We start from the raw sequence: 18906 nt of genomic DNA, 5'->3' as shown, positions 1-18906 counted from the left end.
CTTTGCCGGATTCTTTCTACACGGGCACGAACCTCTCGCCCAGGGGCGTTTTTTCCACCCCCAGCCGGCCTTCGGCCACCAGACGCTGTAGGCGGCTCAAGATCTCCTGGTGGCTCAGTTGCTCCCCGAGTTCCCGGGCAATGGCCGGCCCGTGTACGTGGAGCTCAAAGGCGCCAAAGGGCAGGCGCTTCTTCACCGCCTCAAAGAAGCGGTCCTCTTCCCGGCGGGACTCCTCTTCCAGCTCATCAAAGGGGTTCTCGCGGTGAGGGCTGGACGTCCAGGCGCAGCGGATGCGCACGGCCACCGCCCGCCCGGTAATGGCCGAAGAGATAAAGCAGTTGCCGGAAGCGAGGTAGGGAAGGCGGCTCACTTCCTCCGCTCCGAGATCGGTTTCCTCCTTGATGGTGGCCAGGTCCGTGGAGCGCACGGTGCGGAAGATGAGCTTGGTATTCAGCTGGGCCGTAACCGTATCGTCTAAAAGGGCAATGCGCTGGCTGGCCAGGATGAGGTTAACGCCGTACTTGCGCCCTTCCTGGGCAATCGTGCGGGTAACGCGCCGGCTGAAGGTATCCCGCTCACCCTTGGGGCAGAAGTTGTGGGCCTCATCGGTGGCCAGAAAGAAAGGCGGAAAGTAGGGGGCCGGACGCTCGCCCTTCTGCAGGGTATCGCGGTAGCGGCGGCGCTTCTGGTATAGGCGGTCGAAGAGGTAGGCCCCGTAAATCTGGAGGAGGCGCACCGGGCCGCGGATCACCGCCAGGCGCCGCGCCAAAAGGGCCTCCTCCACGGGGCGGCTGTTGGCGGCAAAGATACCCTCCCTCTCCAGGGCATTTAGGCGCCAGGCCACCCCCTTTAAGGAAGCCAGATGGCCAATTTTGTCGCGGTAGCGGGCCAGCAGCTCCCATTGCCACTCCAGGCGCTTTCTTTTGGCGGGGTCGCTCACTTCCTCCAGCTCGCGCTTCAGCTGCCGCTCGTTTTCCATGGCCTCGATGAGGCCGTAAAGCCTGGCGCTAAACGACTGGAAGGAGTCGCCGCTTTCGTGGAGGGTGAGCACGGCATTGGCCATGGCTTCGGGGAGGGGCTCCCCCACGCCCAGCAGGGAAACCAGCTCCCGGGAGGTCAGGTCGCCAAAGTCCACCCCCACGTCCACCCCCACGGTAAAGAGCGCAAAGCGCCCCTTAAAGTCCCGCACGCAATCCTCCGGCAGGCCCGGGAAAGGGGTGGAGAAATCCATCTCGTAGTGGGGATCCAGGACCACCCCCGGGACACCCCTGGCCATGAGTTCCTCCAGCAAGACGCGCAGGCCGAAAGACTTGCCCGAACCGGACCCCCCGAAAATGCCGATGTGGGGGTACTCGTTCATGGCGCGGTAATTGAAAATGAAGGGCACCCCGTCCTGGGGCAAAAGCCCCCTCTCCCCATCGTACAACCAGAGGAGCCGGGAAAGCTCCCGGGGGAGCTGCGCGCAGAGGCCCTCCGTGCCCCGGATGACGCCCAGCACCAGGCCCCTTTCCGGGGGCTGGCGCACCAGGAGGTCGGCCACCTCCTCAAAGGTGGGCAGGCGCACGGGTGATCCTACGGCCACCGGGGTAGCCACCTCGCCGATCAGGCGCACGCGGGCCAGGTTTACCTCCTCTTCCTGGATATTGTAGCCCACCGCCTTGAGGCCGGCAAGCACCTTTTCGTCCACCAGGGGGTTGGACTCCGTGACCAGGGGAATGTAGCGGTTAAACGAACTTGTCTCCACCACTTCTCCCCGCGGGTTGTGCCGGGGCGGGTCTTCGATGATCAGCAGCTCGTTAATGACAAACTTTCTTTCCCGCGAGGCCACCCAGACTTCCTGCTGGGTGGTGGTGCCTACTACCTGCATTTTCCGGCCATCCCTCCCCGGTTTTAAAAATCCCGCCGCTCCCGCTGGGGAGTGAAGAAAATTTCCCGCAGCAGCTGGCCCAGGTAGGTGTCCGCCAGGAGTTCCACGTCCCTTTTGCCCAGTCGCACCTCCGCGTCAACCAGGTCCAGGAAGAGCGGGATCCCCCGCCCGCCGGAGGGGGTGATGGTGTAGAGGTAGCGCATGACCTGCGGTGCAAAGGCCGCCTGCTCCTGCAGGAAATCCACCGCCACGGGCTGCGGGTGGCAGGAGAGGCGGGCAAAAACGGTGTACAGGGACTCCCCCTTCACCTTAAGCTCCGGCGGCACGAACAGGCACTCGCCGGGCTCCAGCACCCCCAGGAGCAGGTCGCGGTCGTAAACGGCGGGCGCAAAAACCCCGCAGATTTTTGCCAGGCCGAAGGACTCCACTTCCTCAATGACGCCGGCAGCAATGACACCGCGCTCCAGAGCCAGCCGGCAAAATGCCGCCCACTCCCTTGGCGCGTGGCGGGCATAACGCATGAACCCCCCGTCGAAAAGCAGGAGGCGGGGCGCCTCCTCCTCCACCAGCCGGCATCCCACCTCCAGCTCCAGGGCACTCAAGCGGCGGCTGCGCAAGGCGATCAGGGCCAGCTCCTGCGGCAGGCCTTCTTTTGCCGCCAGACTTTCCAGCTCGGCCAGGGCCTCGGGCAAAAGGGGCGTAAAAACTCTGGCCGCCGCCACCCGCCTGCCGGTGCTTGTCTTCCCCAGGGCCTGAAAGAACTCCAGCACGCGGGGGAAAGGGCCCCCCAGGACGTTCACCGAACCGTCCACGGCGGCCAGCGGGCGCCCCCCGAACCACCTTTCCACCTCCTCCGGCGACATGGGGGCGAGCACCTGAAAGCTGCCCGCCTTCCGGGCCAGCAGCTCACGCACCCCCTCGCGGGAAAGGCTCTTTTGCTGCTGCTGCAGGGCTTGCCGCAAACTAACCAGTTCGCCGATCACGTGCTGGTGCCACAGCAACTAGCCCTCCCCCCTCTCTTCCCGCCCGCACCGCTGCTGCGGGCAGTGCGCCAGGGAGATGTGCACCCGGCAGAGGTAGCAGTCGCCGCTCTCCGGGCGGCAGGGCTCGGTGTGGATGAGCACGCTGGCGCCGGGCAGCTGGCGGCAGATCTCGCTTTCCAGGGTGTCGCAGAGGTCGTGCACCTGAGCCACCGACCAGCAGCCCGGCACCACCAGGTGGAAGTCTATGTGGCGGTCGGGGCCGGCACGGCGGGTGCGCAAGTCGTGGAACTGCACAAACTTCCCGGCGTGGCCCCTGAGCACCGCGTGGATCACTTCCTCCTCCGCCTCGGGCAGCCGCACGTCCACGATGCTCCCCAGGGACTCCCGGAGGAGGCGAAAGGCGGCCTTAAAGATCAGCAGGGCAATACCTATGGCCACCAGGGGGTCCAGGATGTGCCATCCCGTGAAGCGAATGACGGCCAGGGAAACCAGCACGCCCGCCGAAGTGTAGACGTCGGTGCGCAGGTGCCAGGCATCCGCCTCCAAGGCCGGGGAGTTGGTGCGGGCAGCCGTGCGCATGAGGAGGGTGGAAACAACCAGGTTGGCCGCCGCCGAAACGGCCATGACGGCAAGCCCCAGGTCCAGCCTGGCCAGCTGCGCGGGGCCGTAAAGCCTGGGCACCGCTTCAACCACAATCATTACCCCCGCGGCCACGATCAGCAGGGCCTCCACCACCGCCGCCAGGTTTTCAAACTTGCCGTGGCCGTAGCGGTGGACCTCATCTGCCGGACGGGCGGACTGGCGCACGGAAAAGTAGGCTACCAGCGCCGCCACCAGGTCCAGCCCCGAGTGGGCCGCCTCCGAAAGCACGCTCACGGAGCGGGTGATCAGGCCTACCGCCAGCTTGCCGGCGGTTAAGGCAATGCCGGTAAAAACCGAGAGGCAGGCCACCTTTACCTTCTCATCCATAGACAAGCATCCCCAAAAAAACAGACCCGGGGGGGCTGACCCCGCGGGCGGCCAGGCTTTGTTTTCTTCCGGAAAAAACTTCTCCCAGTTAAAAGTATAGCATACCCGGGAGTTTGGCGCCAGAGGGAAAAGGAATTGCGCCGGGATGCGCCAAAAAATTAAAGATTATAACCCCTGCCGGGACCTAAGGGGAGGCTGGTAAATGCGCCGGAAATGCGGCCCTTACGAACGTCCGGGAGGCGAGGGGCGCGTCTTTTCCTACATGCTGCGCTTCCTCGCCCTGGTCTCCCTCATCTTTGCCCTCATCTTCGGCGCGGGCATTTTCCTGCTCATGCGCTTCGAGCACCTCAGGTTCTTTGAGGCCTTGTACCTGGCCGTCATCACCATCACCACCGTGGGCTACGGCGACTACCACCCCACGTCCGGGGCGGGGAAGCTGGTGGCCATGGTCCTGGCCTCCACCGGGGTCGGCTACCAGTGGCTCTCCCTCTCCACGGTGGTGGTGGCCTTCATCGAGGGACACATCATCCGCTTCCTGGGGGAAAAGCAAATGGAGCGCCAGATTGCCGGGTTCAAAAACCACGTAATCATCTGCGGCCTCGGGCGCGCAGGCATGAGCGCCGCCAGGCACCTTGAACACGAACAAATCCCCTTCGTAGGCATTGACATTGACGAAAAACAGGTGGAATACCTGCGGGAGCAGGGCCACCCGGCCATCGCTGCCGACGCCACCGAGGATGAAGCCTTAAAGGCAGCCGGGGTGGAGCGGGCCCGGAGCCTCATTGCCGCGCTGCCCCACGATTCAGGCAACATCCTCATCACCATGGCCGCCAAGGAACTCAACCCCGCCATCCGGGTGGTGGCCCGCGCCGACCGCCCGGAAAACATCAAGCGGCTCGAGCGCGCCGGCGCCGACTGGGTTACTGCCGTGGGCATTCCCGGCGGCACGCGGCTCGCCCTGGCCGCCACCAAGCCCGTGGCCGTGGACTTTGTCTCCAGCATCCTCGAGCGTCGCAACACCGACTACAAGCTGGAAGAGCTGTTCATTGCCGAGGGGTCGCCGCTGGCGGGGCGCTCCATCCGCGACTCCCGCTTAAAAGAGGACTTTGGCGCCCAGGTGCTGGCCATTATGCGGGACAGCACCACCATTGTCAACCCCGAGGCCACGGAAGTGCTGCAGCCCGGCGATATCATTATTGTCTTCGGCGACGCCCGGAGGCTGACCCGGCTGGAGTCGACCTCCGGCATCTGGACTTTAAACCTCTAAGCTTTAGCGCCCGCGTTCCCGCGCGCCCTCCCGCCCCTTCTCGTGCTCGATCCCCACGTCAACCATCTCCGCGGGCGCCCTCTCGTCATCGAAGCCCCGGCGGTTTTCGTAGATCACCCCGTCATCCCCGATCTCATAAGGGATGTTGTCCACGTCCTCCACAAAGCCCCGGTCCTCTTCCTCCAGTTCCCCGGGACCGTAGTAGGAACCGGCGCCGGAACTGCCGGCGTGCTCGAAGTACCGGGCCACATCCTGCCAGGAGTCCTCCGTGTCGTACATGACGCTCTCCAGCTCGTCCTCGTAGGCGGTGCGGTAAAGGTCGGCAATGATCTCCTCTTCCACCGGTCGCAGGGAGCGCACGGTGTGCCGGTCGAAATCCCGACGGCAGCGCAGGCAAAAGGTGGTCCAGGGCACGGCCTCAAGCCTCTCCGGGGCGATTTCCCGCCCGCAGGCTTCGCAGAGGCCGTACTTCCCCTCCTCCAGCCTTTTCAGAGCTTCGTCAATGGCCCGCAGGCGCAGCCGGGCGTCCTCGCGCAGGGCCAGGTCCTTGCTGCGCTCGAAAAGCTCCGTGCCCACGTCTCCGGGGTTGTTGTCGTACAGGGACAGCTCGCCCAGGGAGTCCCCCATGGAGGTCCCGAGGCCTTCGTTGATGCTCTTTACCGTGGCCAGTACCTTATGCTTTTCCTCTTCCAGGCGGCGCATGATGGCTTCCTTCTGCCGTTGGTCCATCCAAAGGCCCTCCGTTCTTGGCACTATGGCCCCAGGCGCTTCTGCACGATGGAGACGATCTCCGCAATAAAGCTGCCGATGAGGGGCAAATTCAGCATGACCAGCCGCTGGAGCACGATGATGATGACGGCACCCAGCAGGGCAAAGCCAATCATCATGCCCACGCCCCTCGCCAGGCCGGCCAGAAAGTTGATGTACAGGAGCCGCCAGGGCCGCTCCAGGAGCTCCACGTACTCGGCCAGCTTCATCTTTTCCGTATTCAGGGCCAGCTCGCGTACCCTCTCCTGCAGGGACTCTAAAAGGTACCTCTCCCTCTCCTCCAAGGGCAGGGCCTCCTGGGGGCAAAGAACCTCACCCCTTAATCTTCCCCCGGCCCGCAGGGTTTATGCCCGGCCCTAGCCCTAAGCCCTGGCCTCCCGTGTCCCGGAGCGCCTTTCCAAGAGCTTAAAGTCCACCCAGAGGGGGCTGGCATTGCAGATGGAGGAATAGGCCCCGCTGATTACGCCGATGAGGATGGCCAGGACGAAGTTGCGGATGGTGCTGCCGCCCAAAAAGTAAAGGGCCACCAGGACGAAGACCACCGTGAGCACCGTGTTTATGGAGCGGGTCAGCGTCTGCCAGATGCTGGCATTAACCAGGTCCTCCAGGCTCTCGCCCTTTTTGCGGGAGAGCATGTTTTCCCGGATGCGGTCGAAGATGACGATGGTATCGTTAATGGAGTAGCCGAGGATGGTCAGAATGGCAGCCACGAAGGCGCTGTCCACCTCCAGGCGGAAGAGGGAGAAGACGCCCGTGACCACCAGGGCATCGTGCAAGAGGGCAATGATGGCCGCAACGGCCTGCTTGAACTCAAAGCGCACGGTGATGTAAATGACCATCAGGACCGAGGCAATGGCCAGGGCCAGGAGCGCCTTCTGGGTCAGCTCGCGGCCAATGGTCGGGCCCACAGCCTCGTTGCGGAGCACCTGGTACCTGCCCAGGCTTCCCAAGGCCGCCATGAGCTTGTCCTGCTCCTCCTGGGCCAGGTGCCGCGTGCGGATGAGATAGGTAGCGCCGCCGCTCTTCTGGATGCCGCGGCTGGCCTCCAACCCCTGGGCCGCCACCACCTCGCGCACCTTCTCCACCGGGACTTCCTGTTCGTAGCGGATTTCCAGGATGTTCCCTCCGGTAAAATCAATGCCCAAATTCAACCCCCGTACCATGAGGGAAATCAAGCCGGGTAAAATAACGGCCAGTGAAACGGCGTACCATATCCTGCGCAGCTTGATAAAATGCATGGCTCACATAACCCCCGCTCCGTATGCCTTGATGTTTTTGACCAGGCCGCTGCCCGCCACCAGGTGCAGGAGCCAGCGGGTGACGGTAATGGCCGTGAACATGCTGGTGAGGATGCCTATGCTCAAGGTCACCGCAAAGCCGCGGATGGGGCCCGTGCCGAAGAAGTAGAGCACAATGGCGGCAATGAGGGTGGTGGCGTTGGAGTCAAAGATGGCCACAAAGGCGCGTTTGAAGCCGGCATCAATGGCCGCGCGCAGGCTCTTGCCCACCAGGAGCTCTTCCTTTAAGCGCTCGAAGATGAGCACGTTGGCGTCCACGGCAATGCCTAGGGAAAGGAGGAAGGCGGCAATGCCGGGCAGGGTCATGGTCACGTGCATGGCCACATAAATGGCCAGCACGATGAGCGCGTAAATAAGCAGGGCAAAGTCGGCCACCAGGCCGGGTAGGCGGTAGTACACGGCCATGAAGATGAGGATGGCCACCACGCCCACAATCCCCGCCCGCTTGGACTTATCCAGGGAGTCGCTGCCCAGGGCAGGGCCCACGGCACGCTTCTCGGCCACCTCCACCTTTACCGGCAGGGCGCCGGAGCGCAGGAGTACGGCCACGGTATGAGCCTCCTCCAGGGACTGGTAACCGGTAATCTGGGCCTTGCCGTTGGGTATGGGCTCCTTCACCACCGGGTTCTGGATGAGCTCGCCGTCAAGGTAGATGCCGATGCGCCGGCCCACGTTGGCGGCGGTGGCGTCGGCAAATTTTTTGGCGCCCGCCGGGTTAAAGGTGAGGTCCACCCTGACTTCCCCGCTCACGGCGTCTTTGGACTCAATGGCGTCCTTCAAGTCCGCGCCGGTGACCACCGTCTGGCCGTCTTCGGTCTTAAATTCCAGGTAGGCCGTCTTGATCAGGGAGCGCACGGCTTCCTCGGGGTCTATATTGCCCCCGGCAATTTCCACAATGAGCCGGTTCTTGCCCTGCTGCTGGATGACCGGCTCGGCCACGCCAAACTGGTTGACCCGGCGCTCGATAACCGCTTTCAGCTGCTTCATGCTCTCATCGGTAACCTTGACCTCCGGGGTGTCCTTGGCCTCCAGCACCACGTGGACGCCGCCCTGGAGGTCCAGGCCCAGATTTACGTGCTTGATGAGCGGCAGGTACTTGCCTAAAAAGGGGCTCTGCTCCCAGATAGGAGCAAAGGAAGCAGCCGCCGCCAGGCCCACCAGAAGCACCACCAGGGCCAAAATTAAAAGCTTTTCCCACTTCATTTAGTCCTTCTCCTCCCCCAAAGAGCTAGAGCAGCCTGGAACCGTTAATGATCAGCTCGAAATCGCAGTTCAGGAAGTTGGCCGCCCGCCGGCACAGGGCCATGCGGGTAAGGAAAATCTCGAAGTATTCCATCACCGGGCAGATGTTGATGTCGATGACCAGCTCCATGGTGATGGTGCGCTTGCCGCTGTTTACCGTCAGGAAGGCGTGCTCCACGGCGTAATTCACGCGGTCGTGGATGTCGAAGGTGGCAAAATCCGGGTTGCGCACCCGCGAGCGGTGAACATCGGATTTATCGGCCACGATGAGGGCCGCCGCCACGCTGTTGACCGGCTGGCCGTACTGCTCCTCGTGGTTGGCGATGGCCGAGATGACCGTCACCAGCTCTTCCGCCGGCATCCCCATGCCGCTTAAAAAGTAAAAGGCCAGCAGGGCGCCGGAAATACCGTGATCGTTCCTGCTTATGGCGTTGCCGATGTCGTGCAGGTACCCTGCAATGGCCGCCAGTTCGGCTTCCCGCTGGGAATAGCCAAGCTGGGTCAAAATCTGCCGCGCGGTGCTCGCCACCAGGTTCAGGTGCCGGTAGCCGTGTTCGGTAAAGCCCAGCACCCCCAGGTACTCGTTCCCCTTGCGGATGAAGCTGTCGATGAAAGAGTTGCGCTTTACGTCCTCCAGGGTAACCAACGATCCGCCCACTCCCTGGCAAAATCCTTCTATAAATTACTTTTCCTCTTCTTCCCGCGGCCTAACCTGGGCAATGGCGTTTTTTAGAACTTCGATGCGCACGTTGTCCGCCACCCGGAGCACCACCGTATCTTCTTTAATCTTGACGATGGTGCCGTAAATGCCCCCCACGGTGACCACCGGGTCGTTTACCTTGAGGTTCCTGAGCATTTCCTGGTGCTTTTTCTGGCGCACCTGCTGCGGGCGGATGAGCAGGAAATACATGAGGGCAAAAAGCCCCACCACGTAGAGCAGGGTGACCAATTGCGGGTTAAGCTGGTTCACTAAAAAACCTCCTTTCCTTGGTAACGTTAAAAATTATTCGTCCTCGCCGGGCAATTCCCTGCCCCAGGAAGACAGAAATGCCTCCTTGAACTCCGCAAAGCGGCCTTCTAGGATCGCGCGCCGGATTTCCCCCATGAGGCGGAAAATAAAGCGCAGGTTGTGCAGGGTGGTCAGGCGGAGCCCCAGTATCTCGTTGGCCTTGATTAAGTGGCGGATGTAGGCCCGCGTAAAGTGGCGGCAGGCGTAGCAGTCGCAGCCCTCCTCCAGGGGACGGAAATCCCGGGCAAAAGCGGCGTTCCGTACCACCAGGATCCCCCGCCTGGTAAAAACGGCGCCGTGCCGGGCCATGCGGGTGGGAAGCACGCAGTCAAACATATCTATGCCCCGCGCCACCCCCTCCAGCAGGCAGTCGGGCGAGCCCACGCCCATGAGGTAGCGCGGCTTTTCGCCGGGCAGCAGGGGCACGGTGTAATCGAGCACCTGGTACATGAGGTCTTTGGGCTCCCCCACGCTCAGCCCCCCGATGGCGTAGCCCGGAAAGTCGAGGGCCAAAAGGTCCCGCACGCTCTTTTCCCTCAGGTCCCGGTAGACGCCGCCCTGCACGATGCCGAAGAGGGCCTGATCCTTTTTACGGTGCGCTTCCCGGCAGCGGTAGGCCCAGCGGGTGGTCCTTTCCTGCGCCTGCCGGGCCTCCTCGTAGCTGCAGGGGTACGGCGGGCACTGGTCAAAGGCCATGATGATGTCCGCCCCCAAAGCCTCCTGCACGGCAACGGCTTTTTCCGGGCTGAAAAAGTGCTGGCTGCCGTCAAGGTGGGAGCGGAACCACACCCCGTCATCCTCCACGCGCGTTAGAGGCGCCAGGCTGAAAACCTGAAAGCCGCCGCTGTCGGTGAGGATGGGCCCCTCCCAGCCCATGAAGCGGTGCAGGCCTCCTGCGGCGGCAATCAGGTCCGCGCCAGGACGCAGGTAGAGGTGGTAGGTGTTGCTGAGGATCAACTTCCCTCCCAGGTCCCGCACCTCGTGAGGGGTCAAGGCCTTTACGGTGGCCTGCGTGCCCACGGGCATAAAGACCGGCGTGGGCACGTCCCCCCGCAAAGTGTGCAGAACACCCGCCCTGGCGCGGGTGGCAGTATCCTCCTTGATGACGGTAAAGCCCACGCTCAACTGGCCGGTTTCCCCCTTCTTCATAAGATGAGCATGGCGTCCCCGAAGCTGAAAAAACGGTAGCGCTTCTCCACCGCTACCCGGTAGGCGGCCAGGATCTTCTCCCGCCCGGCAAAGGCGCTCACCAGCATGAGCAAGGTGGAGCGGGGCAGGTGGAAGTTGGTGATCAGGGCGTCAACGGCGCGAAAGCGGTAGCCAGGGTAAATGAAAAGGTCCGTCCACCCCGCTCCCGGCTTCACCCGCCCGTCTTCGCCGGCCACCGTCTCCAGGCACCTGACGCTGGTGGTGCCTACGGCCACCACCCTCCCTCCCCCGGCGCGGGCTCCGTTGATCACTTCAGCCGCCTCCGGGCTCACCTCGTAATACTCGGCGTGCATGTGGTGGCGGGTGATATCCTCCACGCGCACGGGACGGAAAGTGCCCAGGCCCACGTGCAGGAGAATGCGGGCAATCTTTACGCCGGATTTCTCAATCCTTTCCAGGAGCTCCGGGGTAAAGTGGAGCCCGGCGGTGGGGGCGGCCACGGAGCCGTCCCGGCGGGCGTAAACCGTCTGGTAGCGTTCGGGATCCTGCGGGTACTTTTTAATGTAGGGGGGCAGGGGTACCTCCCCCAGGCGCGCAATTAACTCGCTAACGGGAAGGGGAGAAGAAAAGTAGACCCTGCGCCCCCCGGTACCCGTGCGCTCTCCCACCACGCACTCCGCCAGGCCGCCGCCTAAAACCAGGCGCGTCCCCGGCTTTGCGCGCCTGCCGGGCCGCACCAGCGCCTCCCAGCACTCCCCCTCCAGCTGGCGGAGCAGGAGTAATTCCACCTCTCCGCCGTTGCCGGCCTTTTTAGCCCGCAGCCTGGCGGGTATGACCCGCGTCTCGTTGAGCACCAGGACGTCTCCCGGCACGAGGTATTCCACCAGGTCCCTGAAGAGCCGGTGTTCGAGGCGGCCGGTGGCGCGGAAGAGCACCAGCAGCCGCGACTCGTCCCGCCGACCCGCCGGCTCCTGGGCAATCAGCTCGGGTGGCAGCTCAAAGTCGTAATCGCTCAAGCTATAGCTCAAGAAGCATCACCTGCTGCCTTTTCTCCGTAGTTGGGGGCCAGGGCGGTGCCCGGGTAATAGTATGACAAGATTTCCTGGTAGCTATAACCTTTCTCCGCCAAGCCCAGGGCACCGTACTGGGACATCCCCAGGCCGTGCCCCCAGCCGCTGCCGCGGAAAGTCACGCCGGCCAGCCGCCTGGGCTGCTGCCCCGGCGCCGCGGAGTACGTCTTTTCCAGGGTAAAGAGGGCGCTCTTCAGCCCCAGCGCCCGGCGCACCTCGTCGGCCCGGGCCTTGGTCGGGTCGCGCCCGATCTCCACCACCAGGGGCTTCCCCTGCTCATCCGTACCGATGACGCGCAGGGCCTTCACCCTGGCGCCGCTGGAGGTGCGCTCCAGCACCTCCAGGTCGTATACCTGGCCGAAGCGGTAGCCGCGGGAGGCCAGCTGTTCTTTCAACTGTTCAGCCGTATAGGTAACGCTCCAGTTATAGTGGGGATTGGACGGGTGGCGGTCGTAGGGGTCCGGACGGGAACGCAGGTAATCCACCTTTTTTGCCCATACGTCCTCGCTGTTTTCCGTGTAGCCCCCACTGGAGCTGTGGAAAACGGCGCTGGCCACCTGGTTCCGGTAGGTGAGGACCACGCCGCGGGTTTCCTCCACCGCCCGCGTGGCGGCCGGGTGCTCCGCGTCGTACCCCCGGTAGACCTGGCTCCTCTGGTCGGCCAGCAGGTCGTAGGCCTGGCCGCTGTTGCCGCTGCGGCTGACCAGCGCGTAGCTGCGGGCGGCCACCGCCTGGGCCTTTAAGGCCTCCGGCGGCCAGTATGCGGGCATCTCCGACGGCACCACTGCGTAAAGGTACTCCTCCAGGGGGAGGCGGTTTATGGCCGTTATGCCCTGCCCGTCCGCGCGCAGCTCCATGTTCCCCCGGTAGCGGCGCCTTTCCCCCTGGTAAGAAAGGGCCACCAGGCCGGTGCCGCGCTCCGGCGCGAGCCTAACCGTTTTGCCTCCGGCGGCAATGACACTCAGGCCGGACAGGGAAGCCGCGCTCGCCTGTCTCCCCTGCGCCCCCAGGGCGTAAACCGGGGCCTCCGGGAAGGAGAGGCTTCCCCCTCTGGCCAGGGCGGCCACGCGTTTGACCTCTTCCCGCACCAGGAGCGGGCCCGCAAAAACGCCCACCCGCTGGCCCTCGCAGGACAACTCCAGGCCGCCCGGCGCAAAGCGTACCTCAAAGTTCTGGCCCGGAGCGGGCCTGGAAACGACTTTTTGCGTAGCACAATCAACTAACTGATAACTGCCTTCAACGGCAAAGCCAATTTTGGGGGCCTGGAGGATGAGGCCCACCCTCATCTCGGGCCCGCCATCTTGCTTAGCTGCGGCAGGCCAGGCGCCCGGGATTGCCGCCCATACCCAAAAGGAAAGCAACAAAAGCCCTTTCTTTAACCGGTGCACCCGCAAGACCCCCTACCTGCGGAAGAGAAGGTTAAGGATGACGGTGAGGAGAAGGCTTAAAAGGAGGGAGGTGACAATGGGGAAGTAAAAGGTAAAGTTGCCCTTCTGGATGAAGATGTCCCCGGGAAGCCTGCCCAGGTGAAAGATCCTCTCCGTAGCCATGAGCATGCCCCCCAGCAGGAGGAGAAAGATCCCCATAAGGGCCAGCATCTTACCCATGCCGTACATCACAGCCGGCAACCCCCTCTAAAGATAATTACCAACGCCATTCGCGCCATCGGTTAACCAACTTCGGCGGCGCCGTGTTTCGTTTCGTATTCGGCCGTCCGCAAAGTTGCTCTTTAAGGGACGAGCGCCGTTCGTTTCCTTCCTTGCCTCCGCCGCTATCTTGCCCGGCGGCAGTAGCGCTCCTTTTCGCTGAAGAGGCAGCCGCAGTATTGCTGGCGGTAGAGCCCCATCTCCCTGGACCTGGCCACGGCTTCCTTGTAGCCGGGCCGGAAATCCACGTAATAAAAAGGCACGCCGTATTCCTCGCCAAGAGCCTGGCCTATCTCGCGGATGGTCTCGTGTTTCTGATAAGGGCTTACCAGGAGGGTGGTGGTAAAGGCCTCGAACCCCCCCCTCCTGGCAACCCTGACCGCCTGGCCCAGACGCAGCGCGTAGCAGAACTGGCAGCGCTGCGCCTCGCGGAAAACCACCAAGCGCAGGTAATCTTCCGGGCGGTACTCCGGCTCGTAGATCACCGGCAGGCCCTGTTCTTCCGCGTACCGCTGCAGGGCCGCCTTACGCCTCTCCCATTCCGTGTAGGGGTGAATGTTGGGGTTAAAGAAATAGCCGTGCACCCCGTGCCCCTCGCGGCGCAGAAAGTCAACGGGGTAAATGGCGCAGGGCGCACAGCAAATGTGCAGGAGGATCCTCACGGCGCATCACCACAGGCTTTGCTGGTCGCAGCGTTGGCGCGGGGGCAGGCCCAGGTGCCGGTAGGCAGCGGGGGTGGCCATGCGGCCCCTCGGCGTGCGCGCCAGGAGGCCGGCCTGCATGAGGTAGGGTTCAAAAACGTCCTCCAGGGTGCCCGCCTCCTCGCCGGTTGCGGCAGCCAGCGTTTCCAGCCCTACGGGCCCGCCGTTAAACTTTTCAATAATTATGCGCAGGAGCTTCCGGTCGGTATGATCGAGGCCGAGGGCATCCACGCCCAGGAAGGTCAGGGCGGCCTGCGCCACCGGACCGGTAATTACCCCCTGGGCCTTCACCTGGGCGTAATCCCGCACCCGCTTTAAAAGCCGGTTGGCCACGCGCGGCGTCCCCCGCGACCTCCGGGCAATTTCCAGCGCGCCTTCCGGCTCCGTGGCTATGCCCAGGATGCGCGCCGAGCGCGTCACTATCTGCACCAGCTCTTCCACCTGGTAGTAGTCCAGCCGCAGGATGATACCAAAGCGGTCACGCAGGGGGGAGGTAATGAGCCCGGCGCGCGTGGTGGCCCCGATGAGGGTAAAGCGCGGCAGCGTGAGGCGCAGCGACCGGGCCCCCGGCCCCTTGCCGATGACGATATCCAGGGCAAAGTCCTCCATGGCCGGGTAAAGTATTTCCTCCACCGCCCGGGAGAGGCGGTGGATCTCGTCGATGAACAAGATGTCCCCCGGGGAAAGGTTGGTTAAGATGGCCGCTAGGTCCCCGGGCCTTTCAATGGCCGGCCCGGAAGTTACGCGCAGGTTCACGCCCAGCTCGGCAGCGATGATGCCCGCCAGGGTGGTTTTTCCCAGCCCCGGCGGCCCAAACAGCAGCACGTGGTCCAGCGCTTCGCCGCGGGCTCTGGCGGCGTGAATAAAAACGGCCAGGCTTTCCTTGACCTTTTCTTGGCCGATGAAATCCTTTAACCTGCGGGGCCTTAAAGCGCGCTCGCTCTCTTCGTCTTCCGGGCGAAGGACAGCGGATAGAAGCCTTTCCTCCACCAATTACACCTCCCCGCATCCCCGGCTAGCGCCCCAAATGCCGCAGGGCCTGGCGCAAGAGCTCTTCCGCCGGCCGCCTTCCCAGCCGGCCCGCCGCCTCCCGCACGGCCTGCCTTGCTTCTGCTTCGCCGTACCCCAGCGCCAGCAGGGCGGCCACGGCCTCCTCCTCTTCCTTGCCCGCCGGCACGCCGCCTTGGCCGGGGGGCAGCTTGTCCTTGAGCTCCAGGATGATGCGGCGGGCGGTCTTCTTGCCTATGCCCGGAACGGCGGTAAGGACGGCCTCGTTTTCCTCCGCCACCGCCCTTTGCAGCGCCTGGGGCGAAAGGACCGAGAGGATGGCCAGCGCCCCCCGGGGCCCGATGCCGCCGACCCCCAGCAGCTTGCGGAAGACCTCGCGGTCCGCGGGGCTCCCAAAGCCGTACAGGGCAGGCCCCTCCTCCTTCCAGATCAGGTGGGTGTACAGGCGGATTTCCTGGCCCCTTGGCGGCAAAGACCTCAACAGAGGCCAGGGCACCTTTACCAGGTAGCCGATGCCCCCTGCTTCCACCACAATCCCTTCTTCCAGGACGTCCACCAGTTGACCGCACAGATAGGCAATCACCAAAAACCACCCAGCCTGTGGGCGTGGCAGATGGCTACGGCCAGCGCATCGGCCACGTCGTCGGGGTGCGGCGTGGAAGGCAAATTTAAAATTGCCCGCACCATGTACTGCACCTGGGCCTTGGAAGCACGCCCGTACCCCGCCACCGCCTGCTTGACTTCCAGCGGCGTGTAGCTGGCCACGCCGAGGCCGCGCACGGCAGCGGCCAGCAGGACCACTCCCCGGGCCTGCCCTACGGAAAAAGCCGTACGGGCGTTCCTGCTGAAAAACAGCTCTTCCAGGGCCAGCCACTGAGGCCGGTACCGCTCGAGGAGTGCCAGGACCCGCTCGTAGAGCAGGCGCAGGCGTTCCGGCAGATCCACGCCCGCATTGGTTTTTATAACATCATAGGCCAGCGCCGTCAAGCGCCCGTTTTCCAGCTCCACCACACCGTAACCGGTAACGGCCACACCGGGATCAACGCCCATAACGCGCATCTTCTCGCCCCTGTTGGAAATTCCACGCCGTGCAGCGCTTTCCTCCAGACGGGCAAAATTTAAAGCCCGGGAACAACGCGTTCCCGGGCCGCCCCACTACTGCGCGCCCTCGCGGGGAGGCCTCCAGGCACCGGAGCCGGCCCCCTCATCGAGGTTGTCCAGGAAGGCGCTGGCCGCCTGCTCGGAAGAAAACTCCAGCTCGGTCTTAAGCACGGCCCTGGTTTCCGCATCCTGGCGCCCGAAATCCATGGCGCGGTAAAGCTTTAGCTGCAAATCGGGGTGAAGCTGCGCCACCGGCAGGCTCCTCTCTACCCGCAGGAGTTTCTCGTTATGGCCCAGGGGACCCTCAAAAACGGCCAGGTAGCCGTCGTGAATGCCCAGGTGGCGGTAGTTACGGTGCTCGGGGCAGAAATCCTCTATGCGCTGCCGGGCCATCACCGTACCGCCCCTTTCTTCAAGCTCCCACCCCGCGGAAGCGGGATAGCGCTTTAAGAGGGCCGCCCGGCCATCCACCCGTCCCGCGAGGCTTACCTGCACGTCGCCGCAGAGGTACTCCCTTTCCTCCTGCACGTAAAGCGCACCCGGGCGGATGTGGCCCGTGGCCGCCAGCTGGGGCTTGCGCAGGGGCTCGGGAAAAAAGTAACAGAGCCCGGCGTAAATGGCGCCGGCCACGCCCAATGCCATGCACAGGCCTATCAGGGCATAAAAAAACCTCAAGAGCATGATCCCGCGGCTCCCGTTCAATACCTTGCGTCAGCAATATATTATGGCCATTTCCCGCCGGGATCATACTCTTTTTCCTTTAGCTTGCCTCTTCAAGCTCAAAATTGGCGTACACTTCCTGGACGTCGTCGCGGTCCTCCAGAGCGTCAATCAGGCGCATCATCTGCTCCGCTTCCTTGCCGTTTAGCTTAACGGTAGTCTGGGGCACCATGGTAACTTCCGCGTCGAGCACCGGGAGGCCCCTTTCCACCAGCGCCTGGCGTACCTTTTCAAAATCGGCGGGATCGGTGAGCACTTCAAACTCGCCTTCTGCGGTTTTAACGTCCTCGGCACCCGCCTCCAGGGCCACGAGCATCAGCTCGTCCTCGTCCACCCCGTCCCTGGCCACGATGATCACGCCCTTCTTGGAAAACAGCCAGGAAACGCACCCGGCCTCGCCAAGGTTGCCGCCGTGGCGGGAAAAGAGATGGCGAATCTCGCTGGCCGTGCGGTTGCGGTTGTCGGTAATGATTTCCAGCATCACCGCCACACCGCCGGGGCCGTAACCCTCGTAAACCACTTCCTCATAGCTGGCAGCCCCCGTTTCACCCAGGGCCTTTTGGATGGCCCGCTGGATGTTTTCGCTGGGTATATTGGCCTCTTTGGCCCGCAGGATGGCAGCTTTCAGGCGGGGGTTGTTATCGGGATCCCCGCCGCCTTGACGCACGGCCACCATGATCTCCCTGGCCAGGCGGGTAAAGATCTTTCCTTTCTGGGCATCCACCTTGGCTTTTTTACGCTTTATGTTTGCCCATTTGGAGTGCCCAGCCATGGCCACCAACTCCTTTCTACACAAAAGCTAATGCTTTTTTAGAAAGGCGGGAGGGCCGGCAGCTGGCTTTTATGAGCGTTTTTCAGCGCCAAGAACTTGACGGTTTCCCTTACCCTTTCGTCTCCCTGGCCGGTGAGGATAAACTCGTCCAGCTCGCGGTAGGTCAAGCCCATTTCCGCTTCATCGCACTGGCCCGGCCACAGGCCGGCAGAAGGGGTCTTTTCTATAACCCGCTGCGGCACACCCAGGTAACCGGCCAGCTCGTATACCTGGCGTTTCACCAGGTTTCCAATGGGCAAAAGATCTACGCCGCCGTCTCCGTACTTGGTGAAGTAGCCCACGGTCAGCTCGGTGCGGTTGCCCGTACCCGCTACCAGGTACCCGTAGCGGTTGGCGTAGTAATAAAGCGTAACCATGCGCAGGCGCGGTTTGATGTTGGCCACGGCAAGGTCCTTCTTCTGGGGGTCGTACTCCTCGCCGGTGAACAGGCGCACCAGCAGGGCAAAAGGTTCGTCCAGGTTGACCACCTTGTAGGGTATGGCAAAGGTCTCCGCCACCAGCCGTGCGTCCGCGGCGTCCTGCGGGTCGCTGAAACACGGCATGATGAGCCCCAGCACGTTCTCCGGGCAGGCACGCTTGCAAAGGGCGGCGGTTACCGCCGAATCTACCCCGCCGCTGATCCCTACCACCAGGCCGCGTGCCCCCCTCTGCTCTACCTGTTCCCTCAGCCACCCGGTCAGCTTTTCCGCCAGTTCCTGCAAATGCGATCCCCCCGCCCAGCAATTTTGCATAACCCCTAATAATCTTAACACGCAATCCGCAAGAAGAGAACACCCCCGCGTAATTGCGGGGGTGCTTGCGTGTAGGAAGACTTTCCGGCAGCGACCTACTCTCCCAGGGGTCAACCCCCTAGTACCATCGGCCCTGGAGGGCTTAACTTCCGTGTTCGGGATGGGAACGGGTGTTTCCCCTCCGGTATGGCCACCGGAAATTTCCTTTCCCTGCTCCCTCAAAACTTCACAGCGGAGGCACCGCCGGAATCAAGCCCTCGACCTATTAGTACCGGTCCGCTCAACCGGTTACCCGGCTTACACGCCCGGCCTATCTACCTGGTAGTCTTCCAGGGGTCTTACCGGATTAACTCCGCGGGAAACCTCATCTCGGGGCGGGCTTCGCGCTTAGATGCTTTCAGCGCTTATCCCTCCCAGACTTGGGTACCCAGCTGTGCCCCTGGCGGGACAACTGGTACGCCAGCGGTCTGTCCATCCCGGTCCTCTCGTACTAGGGACGGCCCCCCTCAAGTTTCCTGCGCCTGCGGCGGATAGGGACCGAACTG

21 protein-coding genes and 2 rRNA genes are annotated in these 18906 nt (G+C 63.2%); 1 reads left to right on the top strand and 22 read right to left on the bottom strand.

What is annotated here, in order from left to right; all coding sequences use genetic code 11:
* Positions 1–16: 16 nt before the first annotated feature.
* Genes G454_RS0107780 through G454_RS18265 form a run of 3 tightly spaced genes read right to left on the bottom strand, consistent with a single transcriptional unit; the run spans position 17 to position 3819 of the window.
* On the bottom strand, positions 17–1867 hold the full coding sequence (locus tag G454_RS0107780; RefSeq protein WP_027718170.1) for an ATP-binding protein: 1851 nt from the start codon (positions 1865–1867) through the stop codon (positions 17–19).
* Between the two features lie 23 nt (positions 1868–1890).
* Positions 1891–2868, bottom strand: a complete 978-nt coding sequence (locus tag G454_RS0107775) for a DNA double-strand break repair nuclease NurA (protein WP_027718169.1) — start codon at positions 2866–2868, stop codon at positions 1891–1893.
* Entirely contained in the window at positions 2869–3819 is a 951-nt protein-coding gene (locus tag G454_RS18265; RefSeq protein WP_051276068.1) for a cation diffusion facilitator family transporter, read from the bottom strand.
* Positions 3820–4021: 202 nt separating this feature from the next.
* Here G454_RS18265 and G454_RS0107765 point away from each other — a divergent pair, with 202 nt between their 5' ends.
* Positions 4022–5086: a potassium channel family protein gene (locus G454_RS0107765; protein WP_051276066.1), complete on the top strand. Its 1065-nt coding sequence runs from the start codon at positions 4022–4024 to the stop codon at positions 5084–5086.
* A gap of 3 nt (positions 5087–5089) precedes the next feature.
* On the opposite strand, the gene G454_RS0107760 is transcribed toward G454_RS0107765, so the two are convergent.
* The 19 genes from G454_RS0107760 to G454_RS0107670 form a co-directional block, all read right to left on the bottom strand.
* Positions 5090–5815 (bottom strand): TraR/DksA C4-type zinc finger protein, encoded by a 726-nt coding sequence (locus G454_RS0107760; protein WP_027718167.1) that lies wholly within the window; start codon positions 5813–5815, stop codon positions 5090–5092.
* A 23-nt stretch (positions 5816–5838) separates the two neighbouring features.
* On the bottom strand, positions 5839–6138 hold the full coding sequence (locus tag G454_RS0107755) for a DUF5665 domain-containing protein (RefSeq protein ID WP_027718166.1): 300 nt from the start codon (positions 6136–6138) through the stop codon (positions 5839–5841).
* A 78-nt stretch (positions 6139–6216) separates the two neighbouring features.
* A complete protein-coding gene (gene secF / locus G454_RS0107750; RefSeq protein WP_027718165.1) occupies positions 6217–7092 on the bottom strand; it encodes a protein translocase subunit SecF in 876 nt (291 codons plus the stop codon).
* Positions 7093–7095: 3 nt separating this feature from the next.
* A complete protein-coding gene (gene secD / locus G454_RS0107745) occupies positions 7096–8355 on the bottom strand; it encodes a protein translocase subunit SecD (RefSeq protein ID WP_027718164.1) in 1260 nt (419 codons plus the stop codon).
* Between the two features lie 25 nt (positions 8356–8380).
* On the bottom strand, positions 8381–9052 hold the full coding sequence (locus tag G454_RS0107740) for an HD domain-containing protein (protein ID WP_245574351.1): 672 nt from the start codon (positions 9050–9052) through the stop codon (positions 8381–8383).
* Positions 9053–9076: 24 nt separating this feature from the next.
* The gene (yajC, locus tag G454_RS0107735) at positions 9077–9364 is read right to left on the bottom strand and encodes a preprotein translocase subunit YajC (RefSeq protein WP_027718162.1); all 288 of its coding nucleotides are present in this window, start codon (positions 9362–9364) and stop codon (positions 9077–9079) included.
* A 33-nt stretch (positions 9365–9397) separates the two neighbouring features.
* Positions 9398–10528 carry a tRNA guanosine(34) transglycosylase Tgt gene (tgt, locus tag G454_RS0107730; RefSeq protein ID WP_027718161.1) on the bottom strand — a complete coding sequence of 377 codons (1131 nt, stop codon included), beginning with the start codon at positions 10526–10528 and terminating at the stop codon, positions 9398–9400.
* Between the two features lie 20 nt (positions 10529–10548).
* Positions 10549–11580 carry a tRNA preQ1(34) S-adenosylmethionine ribosyltransferase-isomerase QueA gene (queA, locus tag G454_RS0107725; protein WP_211230007.1) on the bottom strand — a complete coding sequence of 344 codons (1032 nt, stop codon included), beginning with the start codon at positions 11578–11580 and terminating at the stop codon, positions 10549–10551.
* Positions 11577–13010: a SpoIID/LytB domain-containing protein gene (locus tag G454_RS18260; protein ID WP_051276065.1), complete on the bottom strand. Its 1434-nt coding sequence runs from the start codon at positions 13008–13010 to the stop codon at positions 11577–11579. Before G454_RS18260 ends, queA begins: the two co-directional genes overlap by 4 nt.
* A gap of 12 nt (positions 13011–13022) precedes the next feature.
* Positions 13023–13241, bottom strand: a complete 219-nt coding sequence (locus G454_RS0107715) for a DUF2905 domain-containing protein (RefSeq protein WP_027718159.1) — start codon at positions 13239–13241, stop codon at positions 13023–13025.
* Between the two features lie 152 nt (positions 13242–13393).
* Positions 13394–13930, bottom strand: coding sequence for an epoxyqueuosine reductase QueH (locus G454_RS0107710; protein WP_027718158.1), 537 nt, complete (start codon positions 13928–13930; stop codon positions 13394–13396).
* A gap of 6 nt (positions 13931–13936) precedes the next feature.
* Positions 13937–14959, bottom strand: a complete 1023-nt coding sequence (ruvB, locus tag G454_RS0107705; protein ID WP_027718157.1) for a Holliday junction branch migration DNA helicase RuvB — start codon at positions 14957–14959, stop codon at positions 13937–13939.
* 25 nt (positions 14960–14984) lie between these two features.
* On the bottom strand, positions 14985–15560 hold the full coding sequence (gene ruvA, locus G454_RS0107700; RefSeq protein ID WP_027718156.1) for a Holliday junction branch migration protein RuvA: 576 nt from the start codon (positions 15558–15560) through the stop codon (positions 14985–14987).
* Positions 15557–16036 carry a crossover junction endodeoxyribonuclease RuvC gene (gene ruvC / locus G454_RS0107695; RefSeq protein WP_027718155.1) on the bottom strand — a complete coding sequence of 160 codons (480 nt, stop codon included), beginning with the start codon at positions 16034–16036 and terminating at the stop codon, positions 15557–15559. The genes ruvA and ruvC overlap by 4 nt, the downstream gene beginning before the upstream one ends.
* A 96-nt stretch (positions 16037–16132) precedes the next feature.
* Entirely contained in the window at positions 16133–16759 is a 627-nt protein-coding gene (locus G454_RS18255; RefSeq protein WP_156896705.1) for a BofC C-terminal domain-containing protein, read from the bottom strand.
* A gap of 79 nt (positions 16760–16838) precedes the next feature.
* The gene (locus G454_RS0107685; protein ID WP_027718154.1) at positions 16839–17570 is read right to left on the bottom strand and encodes a YebC/PmpR family DNA-binding transcriptional regulator; all 732 of its coding nucleotides are present in this window, start codon (positions 17568–17570) and stop codon (positions 16839–16841) included.
* Positions 17571–17608: 38 nt separating this feature from the next.
* Complete coding sequence (nadE, locus tag G454_RS0107680) at positions 17609–18331, bottom strand: NAD(+) synthase (RefSeq protein ID WP_027718153.1); 723 nt, start codon at positions 18329–18331, stop codon at positions 17609–17611.
* A gap of 112 nt (positions 18332–18443) precedes the next feature.
* A 5S ribosomal RNA gene (gene rrf / locus G454_RS0107675) occupies positions 18444–18559 on the bottom strand.
* A 47-nt stretch (positions 18560–18606) separates the two neighbouring features.
* A 23S ribosomal RNA gene (locus G454_RS0107670) occupies positions 18607–18906 on the bottom strand; the annotation flags it as partial.

The sequence above is a fragment of the Desulfovirgula thermocuniculi DSM 16036 genome (assembly GCF_000429345.1).
Classification (GTDB): Bacteria; Bacillota; Desulfotomaculia; order Desulfotomaculales; family Desulfovirgulaceae; genus Desulfovirgula; species Desulfovirgula thermocuniculi.
The sequence above is the reverse complement of the archived record's forward strand: the minus strand, read 5'-3'. Positions and strand labels throughout refer to the sequence as shown.